This is a genomic window from Apibacter sp. B3919 (assembly GCF_026537405.1).
In the GTDB taxonomy this organism is placed as follows: domain Bacteria; phylum Bacteroidota; class Bacteroidia; order Flavobacteriales; family Weeksellaceae; genus Apibacter.
The window spans coordinates 1-26835 of sequence record NZ_JAFNMG010000003.1; the positions used below are offsets into that span (position 1 = coordinate 1).

General features: G+C 29.7%; 25 protein-coding genes and 1 pseudogene. 17 read left to right on the top strand and 9 right to left on the bottom strand.

Annotated features, from left to right (window positions below; translation table 11 throughout):
- The 6 genes and pseudogenes from J3U20_RS06140 to J3U20_RS06165 all read left to right on the top strand — a co-directional run.
- Positions 1-509: pseudogene (locus J3U20_RS06140) on the top strand (Vgr family protein); the annotation flags it as partial.
- 88 nt (positions 510-597) lie between these two features.
- Positions 598-864, top strand: coding sequence for a hypothetical protein (locus tag J3U20_RS06145; protein ID WP_160542413.1), 267 nt, complete (start codon positions 598-600; stop codon positions 862-864).
- A gap of 159 nt (positions 865-1023) precedes the next feature.
- The gene (locus J3U20_RS06150; protein ID WP_160542414.1) at positions 1024-1314 is read left to right on the top strand and encodes a hypothetical protein; all 291 of its coding nucleotides are present in this window, start codon (positions 1024-1026) and stop codon (positions 1312-1314) included.
- 79 nt (positions 1315-1393) lie between these two features.
- Positions 1394-1543, top strand: coding sequence for a hypothetical protein (locus J3U20_RS06155; protein ID WP_160542415.1), 150 nt, complete (start codon positions 1394-1396; stop codon positions 1541-1543).
- Positions 1544-2349: 806 nt separating this feature from the next.
- Positions 2350-3330 carry a hypothetical protein gene (locus J3U20_RS06160; RefSeq protein ID WP_160572911.1) on the top strand — a complete coding sequence of 327 codons (981 nt, stop codon included), beginning with the start codon at positions 2350-2352 and terminating at the stop codon, positions 3328-3330.
- 4 nt (positions 3331-3334) lie between these two features.
- Positions 3335-3694 (top strand): hypothetical protein, encoded by a 360-nt coding sequence (locus tag J3U20_RS06165; protein ID WP_160542417.1) that lies wholly within the window; start codon positions 3335-3337, stop codon positions 3692-3694.
- A 710-nt stretch (positions 3695-4404) separates the two neighbouring features.
- On the opposite strand, the gene J3U20_RS06170 is transcribed toward J3U20_RS06165, so the two are convergent.
- From J3U20_RS06170 to rsmA, 5 genes are all read right to left on the bottom strand, one after another.
- Positions 4405-7485 (bottom strand): UvrD-helicase domain-containing protein, encoded by a 3081-nt coding sequence (locus J3U20_RS06170; RefSeq protein WP_160542418.1) that lies wholly within the window; start codon positions 7483-7485, stop codon positions 4405-4407.
- Positions 7486-7568: 83 nt separating this feature from the next.
- Positions 7569-8573 (bottom strand): cytochrome d ubiquinol oxidase subunit II, encoded by a 1005-nt coding sequence (locus tag J3U20_RS06175; RefSeq protein WP_160542419.1) that lies wholly within the window; start codon positions 8571-8573, stop codon positions 7569-7571.
- Between the two features lie 3 nt (positions 8574-8576).
- Complete coding sequence (locus J3U20_RS06180; RefSeq protein WP_160542420.1) at positions 8577-9914, bottom strand: cytochrome ubiquinol oxidase subunit I; 1338 nt, start codon at positions 9912-9914, stop codon at positions 8577-8579.
- A gap of 577 nt (positions 9915-10491) precedes the next feature.
- Positions 10492-10764, bottom strand: a complete 273-nt coding sequence (locus tag J3U20_RS06185; protein ID WP_160542421.1) for a YHS domain-containing protein — start codon at positions 10762-10764, stop codon at positions 10492-10494.
- Positions 10765-10790: 26 nt separating this feature from the next.
- The gene (gene rsmA, locus J3U20_RS06190; RefSeq protein ID WP_160542422.1) at positions 10791-11555 is read right to left on the bottom strand and encodes a 16S rRNA (adenine(1518)-N(6)/adenine(1519)-N(6))-dimethyltransferase RsmA; all 765 of its coding nucleotides are present in this window, start codon (positions 11553-11555) and stop codon (positions 10791-10793) included.
- Between the two features lie 88 nt (positions 11556-11643).
- Between rsmA and J3U20_RS06195 the strand changes: the two genes are divergently transcribed.
- The 5 genes from J3U20_RS06195 to J3U20_RS06215 all read left to right on the top strand — a co-directional run bounded on the left by J3U20_RS06195 (position 11644) and on the right by J3U20_RS06215 (position 15692).
- Positions 11644-12543, top strand: coding sequence for a cell division protein FtsX (locus tag J3U20_RS06195; protein WP_105297125.1), 900 nt, complete (start codon positions 11644-11646; stop codon positions 12541-12543).
- A gap of 28 nt (positions 12544-12571) precedes the next feature.
- Entirely contained in the window at positions 12572-12865 is a 294-nt protein-coding gene (locus J3U20_RS06200) for a DUF3098 domain-containing protein (RefSeq protein ID WP_105297124.1), read from the top strand.
- Positions 12862-13683, top strand: a complete 822-nt coding sequence (locus J3U20_RS06205) for an undecaprenyl-diphosphate phosphatase (RefSeq protein ID WP_160542423.1) — start codon at positions 12862-12864, stop codon at positions 13681-13683. Before J3U20_RS06200 ends, J3U20_RS06205 begins: the two co-directional genes overlap by 4 nt.
- Before the next feature lie 436 nt (positions 13684-14119).
- Positions 14120-14935, top strand: coding sequence for a 3-methyl-2-oxobutanoate hydroxymethyltransferase (gene panB, locus J3U20_RS06210; protein ID WP_160542424.1), 816 nt, complete (start codon positions 14120-14122; stop codon positions 14933-14935).
- Positions 14936-15002: 67 nt separating this feature from the next.
- Positions 15003-15692, top strand: a complete 690-nt coding sequence (locus tag J3U20_RS06215) for an RluA family pseudouridine synthase (RefSeq protein ID WP_105297121.1) — start codon at positions 15003-15005, stop codon at positions 15690-15692.
- Here the strand turns inward: J3U20_RS06215 and J3U20_RS06220 are convergent.
- Complete coding sequence (locus J3U20_RS06220; protein WP_160542425.1) at positions 15689-16933, bottom strand: oligosaccharide flippase family protein; 1245 nt, start codon at positions 16931-16933, stop codon at positions 15689-15691. The two genes, J3U20_RS06215 and J3U20_RS06220, sit on opposite strands and share 4 nt — an antisense overlap.
- Positions 16934-16942: 9 nt before the next feature.
- Entirely contained in the window at positions 16943-18088 is a 1146-nt protein-coding gene (locus tag J3U20_RS06225) for a glycosyltransferase (protein ID WP_160542426.1), read from the bottom strand.
- Between the two features lie 72 nt (positions 18089-18160).
- Here J3U20_RS06225 and J3U20_RS06230 point away from each other — a divergent pair, with 72 nt between their 5' ends.
- Positions 18161-19288, top strand: coding sequence for a glycosyltransferase (locus tag J3U20_RS06230; RefSeq protein ID WP_160542427.1), 1128 nt, complete (start codon positions 18161-18163; stop codon positions 19286-19288).
- On the opposite strand, the gene J3U20_RS06235 is transcribed toward J3U20_RS06230, so the two are convergent.
- Both J3U20_RS06235 and J3U20_RS06240 read right to left on the bottom strand, forming a co-directional pair.
- Positions 19273-20169 carry a glycosyltransferase family 2 protein gene (locus J3U20_RS06235; protein WP_160542428.1) on the bottom strand — a complete coding sequence of 299 codons (897 nt, stop codon included), beginning with the start codon at positions 20167-20169 and terminating at the stop codon, positions 19273-19275. The genes J3U20_RS06230 and J3U20_RS06235 overlap by 16 nt on opposite strands.
- Positions 20170-20204: 35 nt before the next feature.
- Positions 20205-20897 (bottom strand): cell division ATP-binding protein FtsE, encoded by a 693-nt coding sequence (locus tag J3U20_RS06240; protein WP_105297116.1) that lies wholly within the window; start codon positions 20895-20897, stop codon positions 20205-20207.
- 156 nt (positions 20898-21053) lie between these two features.
- Between J3U20_RS06240 and J3U20_RS06245 the strand changes: the two genes are divergently transcribed.
- From J3U20_RS06245 to pnp, 5 genes are all read left to right on the top strand, one after another.
- Complete coding sequence (locus J3U20_RS06245) at positions 21054-23072, top strand: M13 family metallopeptidase (RefSeq protein WP_160542429.1); 2019 nt, start codon at positions 21054-21056, stop codon at positions 23070-23072.
- A gap of 2 nt (positions 23073-23074) precedes the next feature.
- Entirely contained in the window at positions 23075-23359 is a 285-nt protein-coding gene (locus J3U20_RS06250; protein ID WP_160542430.1) for a rhodanese-like domain-containing protein, read from the top strand.
- 97 nt (positions 23360-23456) lie between these two features.
- Entirely contained in the window at positions 23457-23915 is a 459-nt protein-coding gene (locus J3U20_RS06255) for an META domain-containing protein (protein WP_105297113.1), read from the top strand.
- Positions 23916-24051: 136 nt separating this feature from the next.
- The gene (rpsO, locus tag J3U20_RS06260) at positions 24052-24321 is read left to right on the top strand and encodes a 30S ribosomal protein S15 (RefSeq protein WP_105297112.1); all 270 of its coding nucleotides are present in this window, start codon (positions 24052-24054) and stop codon (positions 24319-24321) included.
- Between the two features lie 259 nt (positions 24322-24580).
- On the top strand, positions 24581-26728 hold the full coding sequence (pnp, locus tag J3U20_RS06265) for a polyribonucleotide nucleotidyltransferase (RefSeq protein WP_160542431.1): 2148 nt from the start codon (positions 24581-24583) through the stop codon (positions 26726-26728).
- The last annotated feature ends 107 nt before the right edge of the window (positions 26729-26835 follow it).

A 26835-nucleotide genomic window follows, 5' to 3' on the forward strand; every position in this document is an offset into this window, starting at 1 on the left:
ATGCGGAAAAGCCGGTAAGCTTAGGGGCTATGTTTAATGGAGGAGGTAAATCGGGACACGGGGGAGCAGGTAATTATATGAAAGGATTAGAAACTGCTAGCGGAAATAAATTATTAATGAACGACCAAAAAGGTTCTGTTTTATTGGAAGATCGTGGGAACACAAGCATGAAATTTGACGGTGCGGGTAATTCTTCTATAGGTACTTCGTCTTCTCAAGTCATTACGGTTGGAGGCTGTAAAGAGATGCCGGATGTTAAATCTTTATTGAAAATGGACAAGGACGGTAATATCAGTCTAGAAGGAAAAACTAAAATTACTCTTAAAGTAGGAGAAAGTTCAATAACCATTAATAAAGATGGCACCATTACCTTTACTGGAGATAATATTACAACAACCGCCAAAACCTTATTTAGCGTAAATGGAGATAATAACGTGGAAATTACCGCTAAAAACAACCATATTAAAGGCATCACCAAAATAGATGGTGGAGATGTTTTTATTAATTAATCATTTCATTTAGAACAACATATTATTTATGAAAGCACAAATTTAAAAAACATTTAATGAACAATATACACTCATTATAGATTTGGATATGAAGGCTGTTGATATATGCATTACCTCTAAAACCCAAATGCGCTGGGACTTTACTATTTTAAAGATTTCAGATACTTCATTAGAGGTGAGATTAGTTTTACTAGATCATATCTTGCTTGAATGTAATAACCCTATGGTAAAAGAAGTAGCCCAAGTCTCGCAAATATTTTCTCGTATGTATAATGAGCTTCACCTGATAATAGATTTAAAAGGGAATATTCAGCAAATACTAAATTTGGATGTAATTCAACAAAAGTGGAATTAAACGAAAAAGGAACTTGTAACATCTATTGAGCATAGCCCGTAAATCAAAGATATAGTTCAAATAAATGATGATTTATTTGCAACTCCAAGTAAGATTAAACAGGCCATACAAGCTAATGAATTTTTTACCACCTGTTTTTCTTGTGTATTTGATAAAGAATTGCCATATATTGAAAAAGGGATAGTTAAGCCTAATTTTTTTAATTCTGCTCAGGTACAGTGGGATCTTTCTATAACTTCTTCTTCTCCACAAATAATTAACACAGAATTGAAACCTTCTTTTTTATTATCCTCTGGGTTTTATAACAAGGCATATAATCAATTTTCAGATAAGGTAGATATATCTAAATTGTTTACACAAATGAGAGAGACAGGGAAATATCAATTAGAACCGGATAGTGGACGGCTGATCGAAGCGATTATTCATAGAAAAGAAAATAGCTTCCAATAACCTTTATACAAAGGTCATTTATCATTTTATTTTGTGAAGAAAAATATAAGGAGAAATTGAAATATGAATTTAAAAAAACATGGAAATAAAAAAATTAGAACCGATTTCATCTCTAAATACAAATGAAATATATAAAGAGGTAGGCGGTAAAAGATATACTAAAGAAGAATGGGATAAATTAGAAAACGAGTTATGGGAAAATTACAAGAAAAAACATAAACTATACTAATACTGCAAATAAAAAAACTTTATCGCCCAATAGATATTTGGCAGACGATTAGATATAAAAGATGATATGCAATTAGGAAGAATTACTTTATACTTTATAAAAAATAAAAATATTACAAATTATGATTTGCGTTATACTCTAGCAATACATAAAAAAATCTCCAATAAACAAAATAAAAAGATTGAATTACGAACATTTGGCATCAGTTATATACAATACGGTACCAGAATACGAATATTTTTTTTAACACGAAAACAGGTTCTAATTAAAGCAGAATAATCGATGGGAAATAAGATCATAACAGAAAAAGATTTTTGGGCATGATCCGAAGGAAATATTCCTGTTCAATTACAAGGAAAAGCTAAAACAACAAAAAAGAAATCAGGTGAAAAATATATAACAATTATGGATAAAGCAACTTGCGAATTTGTTGATTTTGGTTGCAAAAAATATATGTTATTGGCGGCTATAGTAGTAGCTGCTACAGTAGTTGTAATAGCAGCTATTTTTTACGGGAGGAGCTGCACTTATAGCCGTAGGAGCAGTAGCGGGTTTGGCCGGGTCAGTTGGAGGTGCTTTATGTGGAGCCTTACTTTGCGGACAAAAAATGAGAGATGCAAGAGAATGGTCGGAAAGTAAAAAAAATCTAATTATTGAGGGTTATTGCGCCATTACTGGAGGACATCAAATGATATGTGAAGCCGGAGGAATAATAAAATACGCTCCGCACATCAAGAATTGGTCACAGGCGATAAGTTTATCAACAGCAAATTATATAGGTAATATATTGGAAGGTATGATGGCTGGTGCCGATAGGAATGGTAGGAGCGGCATTATGGGGAGGAGCGAGAGCTTTTGCTGCAGGTGGATGGCAAGGATTTGGACGTGCTGCCTGGAATTTTGCAAAATCGATTCCAAATAATATTAAAGTAAACTATATAGAAAGTTTCCGTAAATTTGGATTATCGATACGAGCACTTATGGGAGTGCAAAATACGACTGCTACTTATGGAAATACCGGAGAAGCAGGAATCACCGATTTTACCAAAGGAATTTTTGCTATAGAAATAGGTACCTACGAATCTACATACAATATTATAACAGGAAAAGGCACCTGGCATGATTGGACGGGATTAAGCCCGATAGGAAAAAAATTAGGTGATCTGGAAAATTCATTATTAAAAGAAAAAACAAAAACAAAGGTTAAAGATTCTGAGTATACCCAAGAAGGAGAAAATAAAACGGCAAAGACAAAAAGACTAGAAGAAGAAGCGGCTAATAGTAGAGATGGTGAGGCATATGAAATGTATAATTCTATAGCAGATCCCATTGCTGATGTTTTGGGGGCAGGCAAAGTATCTCACCCTAAAGAATGGCAAGCAATGATAGATGATCTAAAAGCAAATGGTTTCGATATAATTTATAGACTTGATGAAGCTATGGCTTATTCCCCTGGACTAAATAAAGGTAAATCAGGACAAATTATTATAAACGAAGATGCTTCTATATCTGCTTTAATTCACGAATATGAACATTTCATAACAGATAAAAATGATGGTTATGTTGGTTTTGAAGGAGTATATGACCCTAATTTTAGAACTCAATCAAAAATTTTTAGTTACCAAAAGGAAATAGATTTTGTAAGAGAAAATTTAGAAAATAATATCGATTTAATTAATCATTTAAAAAATAATTTACAAAAAGAAATATCTGATTTTTCAAAAAGAATAGGAGCTCCTGATGATCCTACTGTATTACAAAATTTAGAAAATATACTTAATAATTAATTTAATGATTCCTATAAAAAAAGAAATACTAGATAAAAGCAATGAAGAAATAATAAATTACATTACTAATAATGCCAAAATTAATGTAAATTATTATCCAATAATTGCTATGAGAACAAATAATAATCCTTTATTTGAGAATTACTTACTTGAACAAATGGTAAAGCAAGAAAATTTTAGTGAAAATTTTTTTGGATTTGTAAAAATAGCTTGGATACCTTTTTTATCAATTTTGGAATATTCTAATAATTCATTTTTAATTAATAAAGCGATTGATAAATTTAATGATTGGAATATAAATGAAAAAAACAATTTTTTAAATTTCATTAAAAAAAATACTGAAATTATAAAATATTTTAAATAATCTGATTATAATTATTATGTTTTCACAATAAACGGAAATTAAAAAATAAAAACGTAACTAATAATATTTCAAATAAGAAACTTTTATACAATAATTTATATAATTATTGTATAATTAAAAAGCTTATATTTCATTTTTTTGAGATTTAATAAATTTACTTATAATTTGTGTCATACGGCACGACCACATTATCTTTTGTATGAATTATCGTTTTACACTAATTTCACAAAAATTGAGATTGTGGTAAAGTAATATTTTATTATGATAATCAAAAAAGGATCTTTAACTATGAACTTTAAAAGTATTAAATAGTATATATTCTAGAATAAGTGTATAGGTTAAAATTTTTATAAACTAATAATAAATTGTACTAAACAAATATAGACTTATTAAAAAAATGACATCGTAAAATTTCTGTGAAATTCAGAAACTATGTTTTCACTATGTAAACTAATAAGTTGCTCGGAAACATAATATATACTTATTATTTTTAAAAATATACAAAATAAGCTTCAATGTTTTTTTATTACAATCTAAAAACATTAATGGCTAAAAGATTTATCTTCTTACTATGGAATACAATGAAAAATGGGATAGTTATTAAAATATAAAAATAACAAGTATTTCATAGTTGATTTCATAAAAAATTGAGTTAGTTTTTTAAAAAATTATTTCAATTAATGAAATATAAAATAAAATCTTGTTTAAGCTCAAACATATATCACTTCCACATTATCTGAAGAAATATATACCAATAATTTACTTGCAACTTTTTTATTCATTCCAACTAAGGCTTTTTCATATAACGAAATTTGTTTTTTATGATTACTTAATTTTTCACCCGTTTTGAAATCAATAAGTGTTAATGAATCTTGCTGTTCTATGATTCGATCGGGGCGGTAAATTTTTCCTTCATATATTATTTCCCGTTCTTGATATACAGTGATCCCTTTTGAAAAATAATCTTTTATTTGAGGATTGGATATAACTTTTTGTATTATATTTTCAATTTCTGCTTCCTGACCGATTGGAATCAATCCCGTCAAAGTAAATTTTTTAATTACCAGTGGCAGATCTTCCGGCGTATTAATTTCTGCTAAAATAGCATGTATACTATTACCGTATTGTATGTCTTCGTTTTCCTCACTATAAAATTTATGAGCCTCGGAACTTACTTTTATTTTAGAATTCCATCTTTCAGAAGTCCATTGTATTTTTTCTTCTTGAACAATATTTTTTGCGCCTTTTTCATTATTTTTCTTAAAATCGGGAGCAGGATAAAGCTCAACTATTCCTTCTGCAGATTTCCCTTGCTGAATTAAAAATTCCCCCAACGAACTTAATTTATCTTTTCTTTCTTCCAATAAAAATAATTGTTGTGACGCCCGTGTGGTTGCAACATATTGTATACATAATTCATCTATCTTATTTTCAAATTCTCGGGTAGTTACCACCTCTTTTATACTATCACCGGTATCATCTAAGCCTGATTTTGAAGATGTGTAAAACTTATCAAATCCATTATATAAGTCTTTATCAAGTGGAAACCAATATTCTTCCTTTCTAGAATTGCTATCGATCATAGGATAAATTACAATTGGAAATTCCAATCCTTTAGATTTATGTATAGTCATAATTTGGATGGCATTTCGATTATCGGGAAATCGTATGGATAATCCCGGGCTTTTTAATTCCCAATATTCTAAAAATTCTTGTAAACTTATAACTCCGTTCTTTTCCAACTGAACTATCATATCCAATAAGGCTGAAATATATAAATCTTCTTTCTCTCCAAAGCCTAAAGAATTAATAAACTCTTCTACATAATCATAAAAGCTTAAATTATATATTTGTTGATAAGGCAAAGAAATATTCAATTTTTCTTTAAACCAATTAATAATATCGTCAAAATCCAAATCTTTTATTTTACAAATTTCTTCTGTAAAATCTTCAAATTCCGCTCTACCTATGGTAAAAAGAAGATGGAGCATTCTCACTAAATTTTCTTTGTCTTCAGGATTGGAAATCCATTGTAAAGCATAAATAAGAGCCTGGATTTCAGGGGACGATACAACTAATAATGCTTCTTCTGTTAAAATAGGATAACCTTTTTCTGCAATTTTATCTACAATGGAAACACTATGCTTTTTATTTCTTACTAAAATAGTTATATCTTTAAAATCAAAACCATTCTGTAAAGACTCTTCAATTATTTCAACAATTCTTTCTTCTAAGAGATTTTCTTCTTTTGGAGATATAAATGATACCTGTACCCTTCCCCCTTTGGGTAAGTGGGAGATTTGCTGTGCATGGACTCCAAACAATGAAGAATATTCGGGATTATTTACTAAATAAGTAGATAAAAATTGATAATAGGTATTATTAAAATCAACAATATTGGGCAAACTTCTGAAATTATTCTGCAAAGTTTTTACATGAATACCTTTGTCTTTTGCATTTGCTATAAGATCGATTAATATTTCAGGATTTCCCGAACGAAATCTGTAAATGGCTTGCTTGGGATCACCAACCAAAGTAATTGTATTTCCATCTGATACTTTTGCATTATCTAACAAAGGAATTATATTATTCCATTGAAGTTGTGAGGTGTCTTGAAATTCATCTATAAAGTAGTGATTGTATCTCCCCCCTAATTTTTCATATATAAAGGCTACCGGTTCCTCTTTTAAATGAGTTCCTATAATAGGATTTACATCTGATAGAAATACTACATCATTTTCTGTTTTTCGTCTGTGTAAAAATCGATTAATTTCAGATTGTAATTCAATCGTAATGAGATTTTTACGAACAGATTCATCTACTTTAATTCTAATGATTGCTTGTTTTATTTTATAAAATGCCTCAATAATTTGCGGAGCAATACCCTTTATATCTTCTTCATGACTCGATTTTGATTTTGCATATTTTTCTTCTTCACAAAAAGCTTTATAATACGAAGAAGATAAGTTTATACTAAGTATTTTGCTCGAGTCCTGCATTTTATAAAAAAATCCGGCCATACCTCTCGCTCCTTGATAAAAATCTCCTACTTCTAAACCGTTGGATTCAAATAATGTTATAGTTTCATCGGCTGTTTTTTGTATTAAGGTATAATTTTCCTGTACTCGCCTACTTATCAACTGATTCAATTTTCTAAAATCTTCAATCTCTTTAGAAGTCAAAGAATTAATCTGTTCCAGATTCTTTTCTTTTAAAAAATTATGTGAGGAAGTCAATAATTCCTTTCTAATATCTGTAGATGATTCGTTCTCGAATTTCCAAAATATATAATTTAAAATGACCTCAGCAAAAGGATTATCTGTTCCTAATTCATCTACTAATTCATCAATTGACTGTTTGAGATATTCCGAAGAATCCAGTTCCACCGCAAACGAATACGACAACCCCAATTCTTTGGTAAATGCCTTCATCAATCGTAAATTAAATTTATCAATGGTGCTAATTGAAAATAATGAATAATGATGTAATATGTAGGATAAGGCCCTATACGATCGCTGATGTAAAAGAGATATATCTATATTCAGTTCTTGAGATATCTGCTGTAAAACTAAATTCGATTGATAATTTTTATCATCTGAAAAATCCTTTAACCATGAAAGTATGCGCGTTTTCATTTCATTAGCTGCTTTATTGGTAAAAGTTACTGCTACTATGGAACGCACAGACTCTACGGAATCATTTTGCAATAGGATACTAAGGAAATTTTTCACTAAAGTGAACGTTTTCCCTGCACCTGCAGATGCATTGTATATCGTATAGCTTGAACTCATTCAGATGAAAATTAAAAAAGGATTTAACAAAATTAGTTAAATCCTTAATAGTATGGAATTTTATAACTTAATAAAGCTTTTCACTATCTTCTTTTTTGAAATGAATAAATCAAATGGAATACTCCCGGAAGTATAAAAATACTTCCTAACATTAGTGCCCATGCTAGCATTGCAATAGTTTTATGTATGTATTGGTCTTCAATCAAAGATAGAGTACCCTGTTTTAATATAACTAAATTAGGATAATGCCGGTAGGTTACCGCAAACAATATGGTTAATACCTGAAATCCTGCTAATACTCTTATCCAAGAATATTTCTTTTCTTTCAATGCATATAGAGTTCCAAAAACAGAAATGGTTGCTAAAATTACCGCAATCCATCCGACTGTTTCTCCAAATATCCATTGAATTAAAGGAACATGTGAAAAATAAGCACATACAAATACTAAACCTCCAGTAACTATCACTACAAATAAAAATATAGTAAGTTTTTTAGATAAATATTCACGATCATCAAAATTTTTAACTTGAGACAATGAATAGGAAACAGCCAAATATCCACAAATACTGCAAGTGAAAACACCAAGCGTACATCCAAACGGAGTAAGCCAACTCCAAATATAAGCATTCATAAAATCGGTAGGTTCTACATCAATAGTTCCGGAAACCGTTGCTGCTGCTATTATGCCTAAGAAAAAGGGTGTGATTACACTGGAATATCTAAATATTTTATTATAAACAAATTGCCAATGATCTTTAACCGCATCGTAATTTCGAAAAGAAAAGGCAGTTCCCCTGGCAATTATACCTATAAGCATTAATAGTAAAGGTATATGTAAATAGGTTGATAGTACCGAATAAATATCAGGAAACCCTACAAAAAGAATTACAATTACAATGATCAACCACATATGATTAGCTTCCCATACGGGTCCCATTTCTTCATACATGATTTTTTCAATTCTTTTTTCATTTTTTTGTTTGCTGAATAATTCTAAAATTCCAACTCCAAAATCTGCACCTCCTAATAATAAATACAAAGCTATCGCTGTCCAGAGGAAAAAAATTACTACATATAAATAAAACATACTCTACTTCTTGTTAGGTTTATAATTCTTATCCGTTGCGTCATATAATATAGGAACCATTTTCATTTGCCTATATAAAAGGAAAATTACAATGGCTGATAAAGAAATAAAAATAGCTGTGAATAAATAGAATGAATATGCTATTCCGGGCATAGGTGTTACGGCATCAGCTGTCCTCATTACTTTATAAATAATCCACGGTTGACGTCCAACTTCCGTTACGGTCCATCCTGCCTCCAGCGCTATATATCCCAAGGGGGTAGCTATTACAAATAATTTATAAATCCATTTTTTTGTAAGCCACTTTTTAGTTTTGAATCTTGCCAATAAATAGATAACAGCCAATATCATTAATGCCACACCTAATATAATCATGATTTGAAAGGAATAATGTGTAATTGCAACGGGCGGTCTATCGTCTTTGGGAAAATCAGTGATTCCTTTAACCGGATCTTTTACATTTCCATAAGCTAAAAAACTTAATAAACCGGGTATTTTTATAGCATAATCAACTCTTTCTTCCTTTTCATTTACAATACCTCCTAAAATAAATGAGGCCGGGGCTTCTGTATGGAAGTGTGCTTCCATGGCCGCCAACTTTTCCGGTTGTCTTCTGCTTACATCTTTCGCAGAGATATCTCCACTTAAAGGTTGAATCAAAGCTGCAATACATGCACAAGTGGCAGCAATTTTAAATGCTTTACTATGAAATTCGATATTCTTTTTCTTTAAGATCATGAATGCATGCATTCCGGCTACCGCAAATCCGGTAGCCACAAATGCGGCTATTATCATATGTAATGCCTGAGAAAACCAAGCGTCATTAAACATTGCCTTTACAGGGTCTATGTTTATATAGTTTCCGTTGACATAGTCGAACCCTGCAGGACTATTCATCCATGCATTAGCTGCTAAAACCAGTATACCTGATGACAATCCGCTAATTCCAACTAATAGCCCTGTTAACCAATGAAACCAAGGGTTGAATTTATTCCAACCGTAAAGAAAGAATCCTATAGCTATAGCTTCTACGAAAAAGGCAGTACCTTCTAAAGAAAAAGGCATACCAAAAATTGGACCTGCATGTTTCATGAATTCAGGCCAAAGCAATCCTAATTCAAATGAAAGCATGGTACCTGAAACCGCTCCGGTTGCAAATAATATTGCGATTCCTTTACTCCAAGCCTTTGTTAGACCTTTGTATACTTCATCTCCGGTCTTTAAATATTTATAATGTGAAATTGCCATAAAGAAAGGCATAACCATACCTATACATGAAAATATGATATGGAATCCTAATGAAACTGCCATCTGCGATCGAGCAGCAATAAAATCATTCATCGAAAAAACAAATTAAAGGGTGCAAATTTATAATAATTCTTAACTTTTAAAATCATTTAATAAAAAGTTTTACTATAAGTCATGATTTATTTTATCATTATATAACAATAATTTAATTAAGATATTTATATAATTATATTTTTTTAACATAATTATCATAATTGCTTTCACTTATTACAAAAAACAACACATATTCATTATTGTTAAACAAATCATTATTTTTTATTAAAAAATTATGCCGAAAATTTAGAATTACTAATTAAAATCTTATTTTTTGAGGTCAAACTTCAAAAAAAAGAATTTTCAACATGAATATTTAGTTGTAATTTGATTTTAATTATTGAGGTTCAATTAATTTAAAATTTACTTTAAGTAGTCATGGTTATAATTCATTAAATTAAATGAGCTAAGCGCTAAAAGAAGGAGGTTTTTTTATTTAAATTTTTATTTACAATGAGCTAACACTAAGAGCTATCAAAAGAATTAAAACCATTCAGTTATGAAACTTTATTTAGATTATTAAAGTATCCAATTATATATATTACTAACATTATTATTTTTCGAATGTCAAAATAATTTACTCATTTTTAGATAAATATTTTCCCGGATTTTTTTTGAATTCATCCTTACAATGTGAACTGCAAAAACCATATAATTTACCTTGATAATTTAAGGTATCTTTTAAATTTTCATGGGTAGACATACTACATACAGGATCTACTTCATTCACAACTTTTACATTGGAGAGTATTTCTTCTTTGCTTGTATCCTTATTATTCTTAAGCTCACAAGAAGTCATCCACATCATTACAATTATATTGAGTGCGATAAATTTTATATTTTTTTTCATTAGTTAGGAATTTTAAATGTGATGTTTTAAGTTGAACTCCATAATCGAGCTAAATGTATGAAATTTTCTACAGATAATTGTTCGGCGCGTAGATTTAAAAATTCATGGGATTCAAGATGTTGAGGAATGTTTAAAACTTTTAATGCATTTCTCAGTGTTTTCCGTCTTTGATTAAATCCTACCTTAACTAATTTAAAAAAGAATTCATCATCTATACCCTCAATTTTATCTCTATATCGTTTTAAGCGTATAACTGCCGATTTAACTTTGGGAGGTGGTGTAAATACATTTTCATGAACAGTAAATAGGTAGTCTACGTTATAATATGCTTGGGTTAGAACGGATAATATACCATAAATTTTATTTCCGTTTTGAGCGGCAATTCTTTCTGCTACTTCTTTTTGAAACATTCCAACCATTTCAGGTATTTTATGTTTATTTTCTAAAATCTTAAAAACAATTTGTGAAGAAATGTTGTAGGGAAAATTACCAATTACAGCAAAATTATCTGAAAATAATTCCTCAAATTCTAACTTAAGAAAATCACCTACGATATTGTTTTCCAGTTGAGTATAATTTATTTTTAAATAATCTACAGATTCCTTATCAATTTCAGCAACATATACTTTCACCTGTTTTTGAAGTAAAAACTGAGTCAGAACTCCCATACCCGGACCAACTTCCAACACTAAGTCATACGGTTTATAGCTTAATGAATCTACTATTTTTGAGGCGATATTCTGATCATTTAGAAAATGTTGCCCTAAATGCTTTTTAGGTTTAACTTTCAATTGTATCTTTATTTTAACAATAATTTATATCCAAAATTACACTAAAATAAATGAAGTTTTTATATTTTAGCGAATATTTAATAAAAATATGGCCAATAAAACAGACAAGCTAAATAAGGGAAGATTGCGTTCTTCTAACATTACTGTAGTCATCAGTATTTCTTTAGTCTTATTTTTAATTGGAATCATTGGCATGATTGTAATTAATGCCAATTCTTATATTGATTATTTGAAAGAACAAATGGTGATTGAAGTTTTCTTTAAAAACGACAGAAACAAAAATAATCTAATAAAAAACGAAAAAGCCCAACTAAATTATCTTGATAGTATACAAGTAAATCCTTACGTAAAAAAGGCTAAGTATATATCTAAAGAACAAGCAACTTACACCGCAAAAAAAGATTTAGGAGTTGACTCTCAATCTCTTTTCGAAGAAGATATATTTCCGGCTTCCATTACTATCGCTTTAAAACCGGAATATACTGATTCCGTACATATTGAAACTATAAAAAAGCAAATTCAAAAAAATGTTTTAGTTGATGAGGTAAAATCTGACAGTAATTTATTGACTCAGATGAATAAAGGAGTTCGAAAAATTACGTTAGGTATTTCCATACTCGCCGGTATTATCTTATTAATTGCCATTTCATTAATTAATAATTCCATTCGATTGAAAATTTACGCTAAAAGATTTATAATCAAAACCATGCAATTAGTGGGTGCAAAGCGTTTATTCATTATGAAACCTTTTTTAATTCAATCGGTAATTTTAGGAGCCATAGGATCTGCAATAGCCTTAGTTCTTTTATTCGCCGTAAATTATATGCTTATCCGTTATAATATTCTTCCGCCAATTGTAGATTATTCTAACCATATTATCTTGTCTTTATTTATTTTGCTTATTGGAATTTTGATTACAACGGTTAGTACATGGTTTGCAACTTGGAGATATTTAAAACTTAAAATTGATGATCTATATTATTCATAATTCTTAAATTGGCTGAAAATTTAATTTTATGAAAGATCAACCATCAAAAAATATATATTCTGAATCTGATAAACCTTTTTTATTTGGAAAAAGAAATTATACATTTATGTTTATCGGTTTGGGTTTAATTGCTCTAGGTCTTATTTTGATGACAGGACCGGATGCGAATACTGTAAATGGAGTTTATGATAAGAATAACTGGAACGAAGATATTTTTAGTTTCAGAAGAATTCGACTGGCCCCAATTCTTATTGTTCTTGGGTTTTTAGTCGAAATTTATTCAATCATGACTTATTCTAATCCAAAAAAGAACTCTAAATGAATACGTTAGAAGCGATCATTATTGCTATTGTTGAAGGTCTTACAGAATATTTACCTGTTTCCTCCACTGCCCATATGATTTTTACCAGTTCCATTTTAGGAATACAAGAAAATAACTTTGTAAAAATGTTTGAATATTGTATTCAACTGGGCGCAATCTTAGCAGTTGTTGTTTTATACTGGAAAAAATTTTTCGATTTTAAAAGATTAAATTTTTATTTGAAATTAATATGTGCTGTAATTCCTGCTTTAATTTTAGGTAAATTATTTAATGAAAAAATTGATGCTATTTTAGAAAAACCCATTCCTATTGCCATCGTTTTAGTTGTTGGCGGATTTATACTTCTGTTTGTAGATCGTTTTTTTAAAAATCCTACTATACTTAAAGAAGAGGATATTTCAATTAAACAAGCTGTAATTATAGGTTTTTGGCAATGTTTAGCAATGATGCCTGGTACCAGCCGATCTGCAGCCTCAATTATTGGCGGAATGCAACAAAAATTAAGCAGGGAGGTTGCCGCTGAATTTTCTTTTTTTCTGGCAGTTCCTACTATGCTGGCGGTTACCGTATATTCTCTTACATTAAAAACATGGGAAGAAAATGGAATCAGCATGAAAGGGTATGAACTATTGGCTTCAAATAGTAATCAAATGTGGCTTTTTATTTTAGGAAACCTTGTTGCCTTTGTAGTAGCAATTTTTGCTATTAAATTTTTTGTTGGAGTGATTAAAAAATACGGATTTAAAATTTGGGGCTGGTACAGAATTATTATAGGTTCTTTATTATTGATATATTTTATTTACTTCCAAAAAGCTTAAAATTTTGAGTTTTATTTATTAAATATTTACTTACAATTTAAAAAAGTTGAATTTAAGATTTTATGTTTATTTAAATACTATATAGTTCTACTACTTCGCATTATTTAACTGTTTTTATTTTTCTATATTTTAATAGTAAATTAAATATTTTGTATGAGATAAACACAATTGCTTATTTTAGTTTAAATTTATACCTTATTAAAAACCAAATTATATAATCTTCAAAAATTACCTGACGTTCGATATTCTCAATAATCACACTTTATTATTATTTATTTTTCAGTTAAGGAATGTAATTTGCATTCATAAATTTAACAGATGTAATATATTTTTAGAGTTTATTAATATCTTATAATATAATAAACTATATACAAGATAAAGCTTAAAAAATACTTTTTAATTAATATTATCATAAATTTACCAAAAACTAATAATAATGTCAATACACTCGGAATTTAAAAAGATAACTACTGAAACTTTCAAAAAAATGAAAGTGTCGGGAGAAAAAATATCTATGTTAACTGCTTATGATTACACTATGGCAAGTCTTGCAGATGAAGCCGGAATAGATGCTATTTTAGTTGGCGATTCTGCAGCTAATGTAATGGCAGGATATGAAACTACGTTGCCTATAACGTTGGATCAAATGATTTATCATGCCCAATGTGTATCAAGAGGAATTAAAAGAGCTTTATTAGTTGTAGATTTACCTTTCGGTACCTACCAATCCGATCCTTTACAAGCTTATCATTCTGCCGTTCGAATTATGAAAGAAACCGGTGCTTCCGCAATAAAAATGGAGGGAGGAATTGAAATAAAAGATTCTGTAGAAGCCATTGTTAAAGCCGGTATTCCTGTTATGGGACATTTAGGTTTAACTCCTCAATCCATTCATCAATTTGGATCTTTCAAGTTAAGAGCGAAAGAAGATGCCGAAGCAGATAAATTAATTTCCGATGCTAAATTATTAGAGGAAATAGGGTGTTTTTCACTAGTATTAGAAAAAATACCGGCTCAATTAGCAGAAAAGGTAACCAATGAATTAGATATTATTACCATTGGTATCGGTGCAGGAAATGTTACAGATGGTCAAGTTTTAGTTATTCATGATTTACTAGGCTTAAATAAAAATTTCAAACCTAAATTTGCCAGAAAATATTTACATCTTCATGAACAAATTGTTGAAGCCGTTTCAAATTATGTTCAAGATGTGAAAAGCCAAGAATTTCCAAGTAAAGAAGAAAGCTTTTAAATTTTTCACCTATTTAAGGATATAAAATTTTAGTGTCCTAAATTATTGGAATTATTTTTTTAAAAATATGCTTACTGAAAATCAAATACTTTTTGAAGATAATCATATCATCATTATAAACAAAAAAGCCGGTCAGCTCGTTCAAGGAGATAAGACCGGTGATATTTCATTATTGGATGAAGTAAAATCTTATATTAAGCAAAAGTATTCCAAACCCGGAAATGTTTTTGCCGGACTTGTTCATCGCATTGATCGTCCTACTTCCGGCATTGTTATATTTGCTAAAACGAGTAAAGCCCTTACTCGATTGACGGAAATGATCAAGAAAAGAGAAATTAAAAAAACATATTGGGCAGTAGTAAAAAAAAATGAAATTCCTGAAACACAAAGGTTAGTTCACTATTTAAAGAAGAATGAAAAAAATAATAAGGCAATTATTTTTAATTCATCGAGTGCTCAAAGCGGTTCCAAAGAGGCCATTCTAACTTATAAAATAATAAAAAAATCTGACCATTACCTATTATTGGAAATCGATTTGGAAACAGGAAGACATCATCAAATACGAGCACAACTCAGTGCAATTAAATGTCCAATCAAAGGAGATCTAAAATACGGTGCTGATCGTTCCAACTCTGATGGCAGCATTCATCTATTAGCCAGAAAAATTGAATTTATTCATCCGATTAAGAAGGAAAAGATTGTACTGGAGGCTCCTGTTCCGGAAAATGATAATTTATGGAAAAGCTTTGAAAATTAGAGTTTTTTAAAATATAAATATACAGTACTCATATTGTAAAATCCTGAAAATATATACGCTAAACCGGTTGCCATTGCTGCTCCTGCTATTCCATAGTGAGGAATCAAAAATATTCCTACAATTAGCTGAATCATAATAGCTCCTACGGAAGCATAAATATTCTTTCTTAGTAACCCTAATGCTGCTGAAATATTTCCAAAAGGAATCAATACGAGTAAAGAAAAAACCGAAGCAATCATAAGAATATAAAAGGCCGTATTTGCCTGATAATTACTTCCAAATAATAAATTAATTATAAAATCTCCAAATAAAAAAAATACCGATATAAACACACTTCCCAAACCAAAAAAAATTATAAAATAATTTTTCATATAGGTTTGAAAATACTTTTTGTTGTTAAAGTTCTTTACAAATTTAGGATAATCTGTTACTATAAACATTTGAGCAATAAAGAATAAATTAAAAGGAATGATAGATGAAATTCTATATTCTGCAATACTAACTGCCGAAAGAAAATATCCTACCATAAAAGTATCTATCGATGAAATAGATGTATGTAAAAAATTAGCTACGGAACTACCTATTGAATACTTCCAAAATTCTTTTTTAGATACGGGAAGTTTCGCATTTTCTTTAGACTTACTATATTTCTTAAGGAAGAAATAAAAAAAAATAAATGAAATGGATAATGAAATTACATATCCATAAACTCCAAATATAAAACTGAACAATAAAGAAATTACTAATGTGCTAACATTAAAGACCATATCCGTCATAGCATAACCATAATTATTATCTCGTATTTGAAAATCTATGCGTATTTGATAAAAAAAGGAAAGACTGACAAAACGTAAGCTTAATACTAATGAAATTATTGTTAAATATTTATATTTTGTAGCAAACAACAAGCAAATAATAAGAAATAAAAATATGGTGATACTATTGAGCTTATTGCCTACTTTAAAATTATAACTACTTAATATATCCTTTTCCTTATTGTCGGAGACTAATGAGCCATAGCGAAGTAATGCATTTTGACTTCCCATATTTATAAAGGGCATAAGAAAAGATAAAATGGACAAGGCTAATGTAACCGATCCAAATTCCTCTTTGGTAAGAATTCTAACTATAAAAAACGAATTACTTACCATTGCCAATTTACTTACTACTTGAGATATAGCAATATATCCTCCTTTATTTTTTTTGAATTCAAGTAAAAAAGATGATAAACTTTTTATCATTGGTAGTATCTATTTAGTGTATTTGAGCATAACATTCATATATATTTGATCCATTTTTTTTGCTATACTTTTTATGCTAAAATGCTTTTCAGAAAATTGATGCATAACGTCAGATTCTGCAAATTCTACTTTACCCGTAATACATTTTCCCATTGCTTCATACAATTGATCTTCATTACCTTTTTCTATAAGAATCCCAAAATTTTCAGGAAACAACTCAGAAATTCCTCCTACATTAGTTGAAATTACCGGTAAACCGCACGAAAATGCTTCATTAATTACACACGGTTGACTTTCTGTATTACTAAACATGACTAATATATCCGCATTCTTCATTTTATCCGAAACCTCAACCTCAGATAAAGAGTCGAAAGTTAAAATGTATTCTTTCAGCTTATTATTTTTTATAAATTCTTTTATATGAGTATTATCTCCATCCCCTCCTATTTGAAGTGTAAATCTATATCCTGAATCAGCTAATCTTTTAGCTACATTTAAAATACCTGTAATATTCTTGTATTCATTGTTTAAATTCGAAATATGCAGAAATTCATTTTTTTTCTTTTTTTTCTCTAATGGTTTAAAAATTTTCGTATTTACCACATTTGGAATAATACTAAATTTCCCCTTAATTCCTTTATTTTTCATGTTTAACTCTAAATCTTGAGTTACAGGTATCAGGCAACTTGCTTTAGAACAAATTAGCTTCATTAGTAGATAATAAAGTTTGAGAGACAGACTAGAATTGTTTGTGAGCCAACGCGACCAGTGTTCTGTAACTACAAAATTTATGTTCTTCCTCATCTTAAAATAATAAGCAAGAATAGCATAATAATGTAAGACATGAATATGGAGTAAATCTACTTTTTCTATTTTCCGTAAACCTTTTATATAGGCTTGACATTTTTTAACGTAGTTAATGAGTTTATAAGAACTTCCTTTATAATAAATTTTTAAAATAAATAAATTTTTTTCTTTATCCGTAGTAAGTTCAAATTCATTTTTTAACTGTTCATCTCTTTCAACATAAAGAATACTTACCTTATGTCTTGTTGCAACCGCTTGAGCATGTCGTAAGATAAAATTACCATTTTTAGGATTTTTTTTGGAAGGAAACCAATAAGGTAAAAAAAGAATATGTAATTTTTGTCGCATCAGTAAAAGAGAACAAACTACAAATATATTATTTTTATCCAGATAATTAATTTATTATTTTTGTTAGTTAAAATGACTCAACGAAAAAAAGTATTAGTTTCTGTAATTAATAATATAGCTACGGATCAAAGAGTAGAAAAGGTTTGCAATTCCTTATATAAAAATGGTTACGAAATTTCAATTATCGGTACTAATTTATATGGAAAGCCCCCATTAAATAGACCCTATTCTTTTCACCGTTTTCATCTTGCCTTTCAAAGAAAATTTTTATTATTTGCGGAATTTAATTTTAAATTATTTTGGAAACTATTATTTCAATCCGATAAACACACCATATTATTAGCTAACGATCTGGATTCTCTTTTACCTAATTATTTAGTTTCAAAATTTAAAAAAATTCCTTTAGTCTTTGATAGTCATGAAATATACTCTGAGCTGCCGTCCATACAAGGTAGATATGCTCAAAAACTTTGGAGAAAACTGGAAAAATATCTTATACCCAAAATTGAATATTTTTATACCGTTAGTGAAGGATATGCAGATTTTTTTGAAGAAAGATATAGCAACCGCCCTATTATAATTAAAAATGTTCCAATCATCGCCACTGTATCCGATAAGAATAAAAATATTTATACTAAATTACCTGAAACCCCATGTAATAAGAAAATTATAGTATATCAAGGAGCCATTAATTTCAGCAGAGGGATTGATAAAATGATAGAAGCCATGAAATATATTGAAAATGCACAATTATGGATTATTGGTAATGGCCCATTAAAAAACACATTCGAAAATTTATGCAAAGAATTACGTTTAGATCATAAAATTTATTTCTTAGGAGAAATTTCACCTGAACAACTAAAATTAATAACTTCTAAAGCTGAGTTAGGTATGAGTCTGGAAGAAGACGGGGGCCTAAGTTATCGTTATGCTCTCCCAAATAAAATATTTGATTATGTTCATGCTAAAATACCCGTTCTAGGAACCTATCTTCCGGAAATAAAAAACATGATAAATGAAAATCAAATTGGCGAAGTTATTACCAATCATTCAGCGATTGAAATTTCAGAAAAAATAAAATTATTACTTTCTAAAGGAAAAAAACATTATGAAAATAACTTGGAAAAAACTTCAATAAAATACAATTGGGAAGCACAGGAATCAACCTTATTAAATATTTTCAATCAGGCGAGTAAATAACACAAATACCCAATTTTATATAATTGAAAAATTTTTAAATCTGCATTTTCGGACAATAAATTCTTTTTCATTAAACCACGATTTTTTTTAAATAAGTAGGTTACGAATTTAACGCCGTTCACTTTTTTTATTTGAAAATATACTTTTGCAAGTCTGATTTTTTTACATAGTATTTCATCATGTTGTATTAAACTTGATAAATTTTTAATAGCTTCTTCCGTTTTGTTTAAAAATATATGATTCGATTCAATTCCCTCATGATAAACAGGATTTTCTATTAATTCAAGTTTAATAGTATTTGCTTCTAAAGTTAACCCAAACAATGTATCTTCATATCCATAATTGCGTTCTAAAATAGGAAAAGGAATGGAGTGAAAAATACTTTTTCTAATCATTACATTAGCTGTTTTTAGATAAAGATAATTTGAGTTACAAGAATTTTTTTTTAGAGAAGTTTCTTCATAAGTAACTCCATATTTCCAACGTAAAGACCTCTGAATAGTTTGTTCCAAATTCCTCCTATATAATATAGTCCCGCTTAAAACCTGGCTTTCACAATGAATAGATGAAACAAAAGTTTTAAGATACGATGAAGTAGCCGGCATAACATCGGAATCCATGAATACTAACCATTCATAGTTAGCTTTTTGTGCTAAAAAATTACGGGCTTTAGCTCTTCCTAAATTTTCTTCGGAAATGATATAAGTAAGATTGTTTTTTGCACAAAATAATTGATTACTTTTAGTGACTTCGTGATTGACAGAGGCATCATCAAGAAAAAGTACCTCATAGGGTACGTTTAATTCTGCTCCTTGTTTTACCAATTCTTTACCTAAATTTATAATAGAATAATTATAAACCGGAACAAGAATTGAAATCATAGAAGTTTAAATATTATAATTTCAATTAATATAATTTAAATAAAAAGATCATTGGAATCACCATGATAAATCTTTCCATTTTCACATTTAATAGTTTTTGCAGGAAAGTTCTTAATCATCGAATAATCATGAGTAGCCATTAATATGGTACAATTATTTTGTTGTGCAATGCCTTTAAGTAACAGCATAATCTCATTAGAAGTTTCAGGATCCAAGTTTCCGGTCGGCTCATCTGCCAAAATTAAGGACGGATGATTTAATAAAGCTCTTGCGATAGCTACCCGTTGCTGTTCACCTCCGGAAAGTTCATGCGGCATTTTATGTTTTTTTGTTGCCATTCCAACACTTTGTAAAACCTCCTCAATTCTTTCATTGATGGCATACGCGTCTTTCCATCCGGTCGCTTTTAAAACAAACAATAAATTCTTTTCTACACTCCTATCCGTTAATAATTGAAAATCTTGAAATACAATACCTAACTTCCTTCTTAATGTAGGAATTTCACTATCTTTCAAGGAAACCAAATCAATATCAACTACTTTCCCCTGCCCCTCAAGCAAAGGAATATCTCCATATAAAATTTTTAACAATGAGCTTTTCCCACTACCTGTTTTACCAATAAGATAATAAAATTCACCCTTTTCTAAGCTCATGTTAACATGACTTAGAACTAAAAAGTTTTTTTGATAAATATTAGCATTTCTTAAGTACAAAATAGGCTCACTCATTAGTAAAAGTTGTATAAGTATTTATAAAAGAGAATTAATTTTCACAAAAATAACAATTTAAAATATATTGCTTATTTTACTTCATTTTAAAGTTTTGTTAAAAATAGCTTATATGACTATTTTTAACTATTTTTGATTGAGAATTAATTTTTAATAATGAAAAATTTAATATTATTTATTGCAACTGCGCTGCTGCCTTTTACCGGAGTATTTGCTCAAAAACATGCAATTAATGAAGAATACATGGATAAGAAAGTAAGACCGCAAGACGATTTTTATAATTATGTTAACGGAAATTGGATGAAAACTACTCAAATTCCTCCTGACCGTTCCAGATGGGGAAGCTTTGACCAATTACGTGAATTTACAGATTCTGTATCACTTACGATTCTAAAAAAATCAAATAATAAAAATTATCCTAAAGGTTCTGAAGGACAAAAAATTAAAGATTTGTTTAGTTCATTCATGGATATGGATGCTAGAAACAAACAAGGCATAGCTCCTATTCAACCTTATTTAAAAAAAGTGGACCGAGTTAAAAACCTTACGGACTTACAAAATTTACTTATCGAATTCACTCCGTTAGAAATGAATCCTTTTTATGAATACGGCGTTCAATCCGATTTAAATAACAGCAATAAAAATGCGGTATATTTAGGAGATGTAAGTTTAGGTTTGGGAAGAGATTATTATCAAAAAAATGATGAAAAATCTTTAAAAACATTACAGGATTATACAATCTATTTATCAAAATTATTAAAGGTAATCGGACACAAACAACCGGATAAAACCGCTTCTGCTATTGTTGCTTTCGAAAAACAATTAGCTTCTAATCTCTTAACAGTAGAGCAAATTAGAAACGCGCAACTTCAAAATAATCCTTATTCATTTACAAGTTTATCCGAATTATCCAAAAATATAAATTTAACGGATTATTTGACAAAACTGGGAGTACGTGTAGATACAGTTATTATTCCCGAAAAAAAATATTTTGAAAACCTAGATAATAATATTACTCCACAAAACCTTTCATTAGTAAAAGATTATATAAAAATAAATATTGTAAGATCTGCAGCTAATAGCCTAACCAAAGAATTGGATGATATAAACTTTGATTTTTACAATAAAACATTGGGAGGGCAATCAGAGCAAAGATCAATGGAAAAACGCGCTCTTACAAGTATCAATTCTTTAGTTGGTGAAGCATTTGGTAAACTATACGTAGCTGAAGTATTTCCGGAAGAAGCTAAGAGAAACGCTAATGAATTGATTGAATATCTAAAAAAATCTTTTGCCATCCATATTAATAATTTAACTTGGATGTCTCACCCTACCAAACAAAAAGCATTAGATAAGCTAAACAAGTTTACGGTTAAGATCGGATATCCGGATAAATGGAAAGACTATTCTAAGTTAGAAATAAAATCTGTAAAAGAAGGTGGATCTTATTTTCAAAATAAATTAAATGCTATTGTATTTAATTATGAGAGAGATAAAGACAAAATAGGTAAACCGGTAGATAAAACCGAATGGCTGATGTCTCCTCAAACAGTAAATGCCTATTATAATCCCTCTTATAATGAAATTGTATTTCCTGCAGCCATTTTACAGCCTCCATTTTATGATTATAAAGCAGATGCAGCAATAAATTTTGGTGGAATCGGAGCCGTAATAGGTCATGAAATATCTCACGGATTTGATGATAGTGGTTCTCAATTTGATGGAGATGGAAATTTAAAAGATTGGTGGACACCTGAGGATAAAGAAAAATTTGAGAAAGCTACTCAAGCACTTGAAAAACAATATAACTCTTACGAACCCATTCCGGGTCTACATATAAACGGAAAATTAACATTAGGTGAAAATATAGCCGATTTAGGCGGAGTTGCCATTGCTTATGATGCCTTACAAATTTATTTAAAAGAAAAAGGTAATCCCGGTAAAATTGATAATTTTACACCGCAACAAAGATATTTTATATCTTGGGCAACCATTTGGAGAACAAAATCCAAAGAAGAAGCTTTAGTTAACCAAATTAAAACAGATCCACATGCTCCGGGTTATTATAGAGCGATTGCCCCTCTAGAAAATGTTGAAGGCTTTTATAAAGCATTTAATGTACAAAAAGGAGATAAAATGTTTAAACCTAAAAAAGAAAGAATTATTATTTGGTAATTATGGATCTAAAAGAACTTTTGAAAAAAAGCTCGGCAACCCTTCTGGATGTAAGAGAAAAAGAAGAATTAATTAAAGAAGGAAAAGTAGAAGGAGCTATTTTAATTCCCATGAATGAGATACCATCTAAAATAGAAGAAATTCGCAACTTTTCTACCCCACTTATAGTATTTTGCAGATCAGGAATACGATCCGAAAAAATAGTTAACTACCTCAAAAAAGAAGGATTTAATGATATATATAATGGTGGTGGATTTAAAGAAATTAATCAATTGTTAAATTCCTAATTTATCCTGAATTTATACTTTGGCAAAATATTTGAGATAACGCTTTAAAAGTTAAAAAAGGCTTATAAAAGCTTAAAAATTTAATTTAATATAATATATGAAAAATTTAATTAAAATTAGTATTACCAGTTTATTCTTATTATTTTTAGGTACTACATTTCAAAGTTGTAATTCTACCAAAAATGTTGCACAAAAAGTGGATGATAAAGAATTACAAATTAAACTAAGAGGTACATGGTATCTAACTTCTATAGACGGTACGTTAGCAACAAATTCATTTAAAGGAGAAATTCCTACTTTAAATTTTGACTTTGATAAAAACAGAACCAATGGTAATGCAGGATGCAATCAATATAACGGTTCATTTGCTCTAATTGGTAATGTATATAATCCTAGTCCAATGGTTTCAACTCTTATGGCTTGTCCTGAATACAACCAAGAGCCTAGATTTTTAGAATTAATGGGTAAAAGAAGTACCTTAGTATTTACCAATTACACTTTACAATTTGTTCAAGATGGTAAAGTAGTACTTGAATTTGCTCCGTTAACAAAATAAGTAAATACTAGTAAGATACAGCAAACTATACAAATAAGAGTGTATTTTTCACAAAAGCACTCTTATTTTCTTTACATCTAAAAAAAAGTTATATATTTGCTGCTCAATACATAATAATCATTAAAATAATATTGGCATGTATCTAACATCAGATGTAAAAAAAGAAATTTTCGCTAAACACGGTAAAGATGAAAAAAATACCGGTAGCGCTGAAGGACAGGTAGCTTTGTTTACCTTTAGAATTAACCATTTAACACAGCATCTTAAAAGAAATCATAAAGATTTCAATACTGAAAGAGCTTTAGTGGCATTAGTGGGAAAAAGAAAAAAATTACTTGATTATCTAAAGAAAAAAGATATTAACAGATATAGAGCAATTATTGCAGAATTAGGTATTCGTAAGTAAAAGAAATTATAAAGAGGCAATTTATCAATTGCCTCTTTTATTATCTTTTGAAAAAAGCACGAAAAGAAAAAAGTTTAATTTAATAAGTTATTCATTTTATATATTTTAACACACTGAGCACTGAATTCCATTAATCTTTATTATTTTAATGGACTTGAGTGTTCTCTGGTGTTTTCCTATTTAAGATAAGTAGCTATTTTATCAACACTACCTTTTCTTTTTGCTTTATTATATATTTATTAACAAATTTTTTATTTTTATGGAGATTCCAAAAGCAATTACAGAAAAAATTGTCTTGGATGATGGAAGAGAAATCATCTTAGAAACCGGAAAACTTGCTAAACAAGCAGATGGCTCTGTTGTAGTTACCTGTGGTGGAACCATGTTATTAGCAACAGTAGTGGCTGCAAAAGAGGCTAATCCCGGAGTAGATTTTCTACCTCTTACAGTGGATTACAGAGATAAATTCTCAGCCGGAGGACGTATTCCGGGTGGATTTATGAAAAGAGAGGGAAGACCAACGGATGAGGAAATACTAACCATGCGATTGGTAGACCGTGTTCTACGCCCTTTATTTCCCGACGACTTTCATGCCGAAATACAGGTGATGATTCAACTTATTTCGTACGATGGCTCCATACTTCCCGATTCATTAGCAGGACTAGCGGCTTCAGCAGCTATAAGCATCACTGATATTCCTTTTAACGGACCAATTTCTGAAGTTCGGATTATTCGCCATAATGGAAAGTACATCATTAATCCGAGCCTTGCTCAAATGGATGAAGGATTTGATCTTGATATAATGGTGGGTGCTTCCAAAGATTCAATCGTTATGATTGAAGGTGAAATGAGCGAAATTTCTGAAAAAGATATGATCGATGCAATTTCGGTAGCTCATGAAGCCATTAAAAAACAAATTGATGCTGAAGAAAGATTAGCCGCTAAGGTTGGAAAATCTCAGCCTAAAAGGGAATATTGCCATGAAACTCATGATGAAGAATTAAGAAGTGCTATTACAGAATTTTCCTATCAAAAAATTTATGATATAGCAAAAACACCTTCTGAAAAACATGAAAGAAGCGAAAAATTTGATGCTGTTTTAGAAGAATTTTTATCAAGATATACTGAAGAAGAATTAGAAGAAAAAAAATCTTTAGCCGCTACTTATTTTCATGATGTACAAAAAGACGCTGTTAGACAACTTATATTAAATGAAGGCATTCGTTTAGATGGTAGAGACACAAAAACTATCCGACCTATTTGGTGTGAAGTTAATTATCTTCCGGGATCTCACGGATCAGCCATTTTTACACGCGGTGAAACTCAATCATTGACTACTGTTACCCTAGGTTCTTCATTGGATGCTAATCGAGTGGACAATGTAATATCTCAACACGAAGAAAAATTCTATTTACATTATAATTTCCCGCCATTTTCAACCGGTGAAGTTAGACCGGTAAGAGGGGTTTCTCGTAGAGAAATAGGTCATGGTAATTTAGCTCAAAGAGCCTTAAAATATGTTATTCCAAAAGATTCTCCTTATACTATACGTGTTGTTTCCGACATTTTAGAATCTAACGGTTCTTCTTCAATGGCAACTGTTTGCGCAGGAACATTAGCATTAATGGATGCGGGTATTAAAATAAAGAAACCTGTATCCGGTATAGCCATGGGGTTAATCACTGATAAGGATTCAGGCAAATGGAGCGTTCTCTCTGATATACTTGGAGATGAAGACCATTTAGGAGATATGGACTTTAAAGTAACCGGTACTGCCGACGGTATTACCGCTTGCCAAATGGATATTAAAATTCAAGGGTTATCTTTTGAAATTATGGAAAAAGCTTTGAATCAAGCGAAGGAAGGACGTTTACATATTTTAGGTAAAATATTGGAAACCATCTCCGCTCCTAATGATCATTTGAAACCCAATGCACCTAAATTGGTATCTTTGGAAATTCCTAAAGACTTTATTGGCGCTGTTATCGGACCCGGAGGAAAAATCATTCAACAACTTCAAAAAGATACAGACACTGTAATTACGATTGAAGAGAGTAATGATGTAGGAAAAGTTGAAATATCGGGAGTTGATCAAGCCAAAATTGATGAAGCAATTGAAAAAATTAAACAAATTGCTTTCGTACCTGAAGTTGGAGCTACTTACAAAGCTAAAGTGGTTTCAATAAAACCTTTTGGAGCATTTGTTGAGATTTCTAAAGGTGTTGAAGGATTGGTTCATATTTCCGAGTTAGAATGGAGACGTTTGGAAAAAGTTGAAGATTCCGTTAAGCTTGGAGATATCATCGAAGTGAAATATTTAGGTGTAGACGATAAGAAAAAGATTAAACTTTCAAGAAAAGTCTTATTACCTAAACCTGAAAAAAAGGATTCTGAAAGTAAAAAATAATACTTTATAATAAAATAATAAAAAAAGGTTGAGAATAATTTCAACCTTTTTTTATTTAGCTCATTGAATGAAGTATTTTTAATAAAAATCAGATTTTACCTACTTTT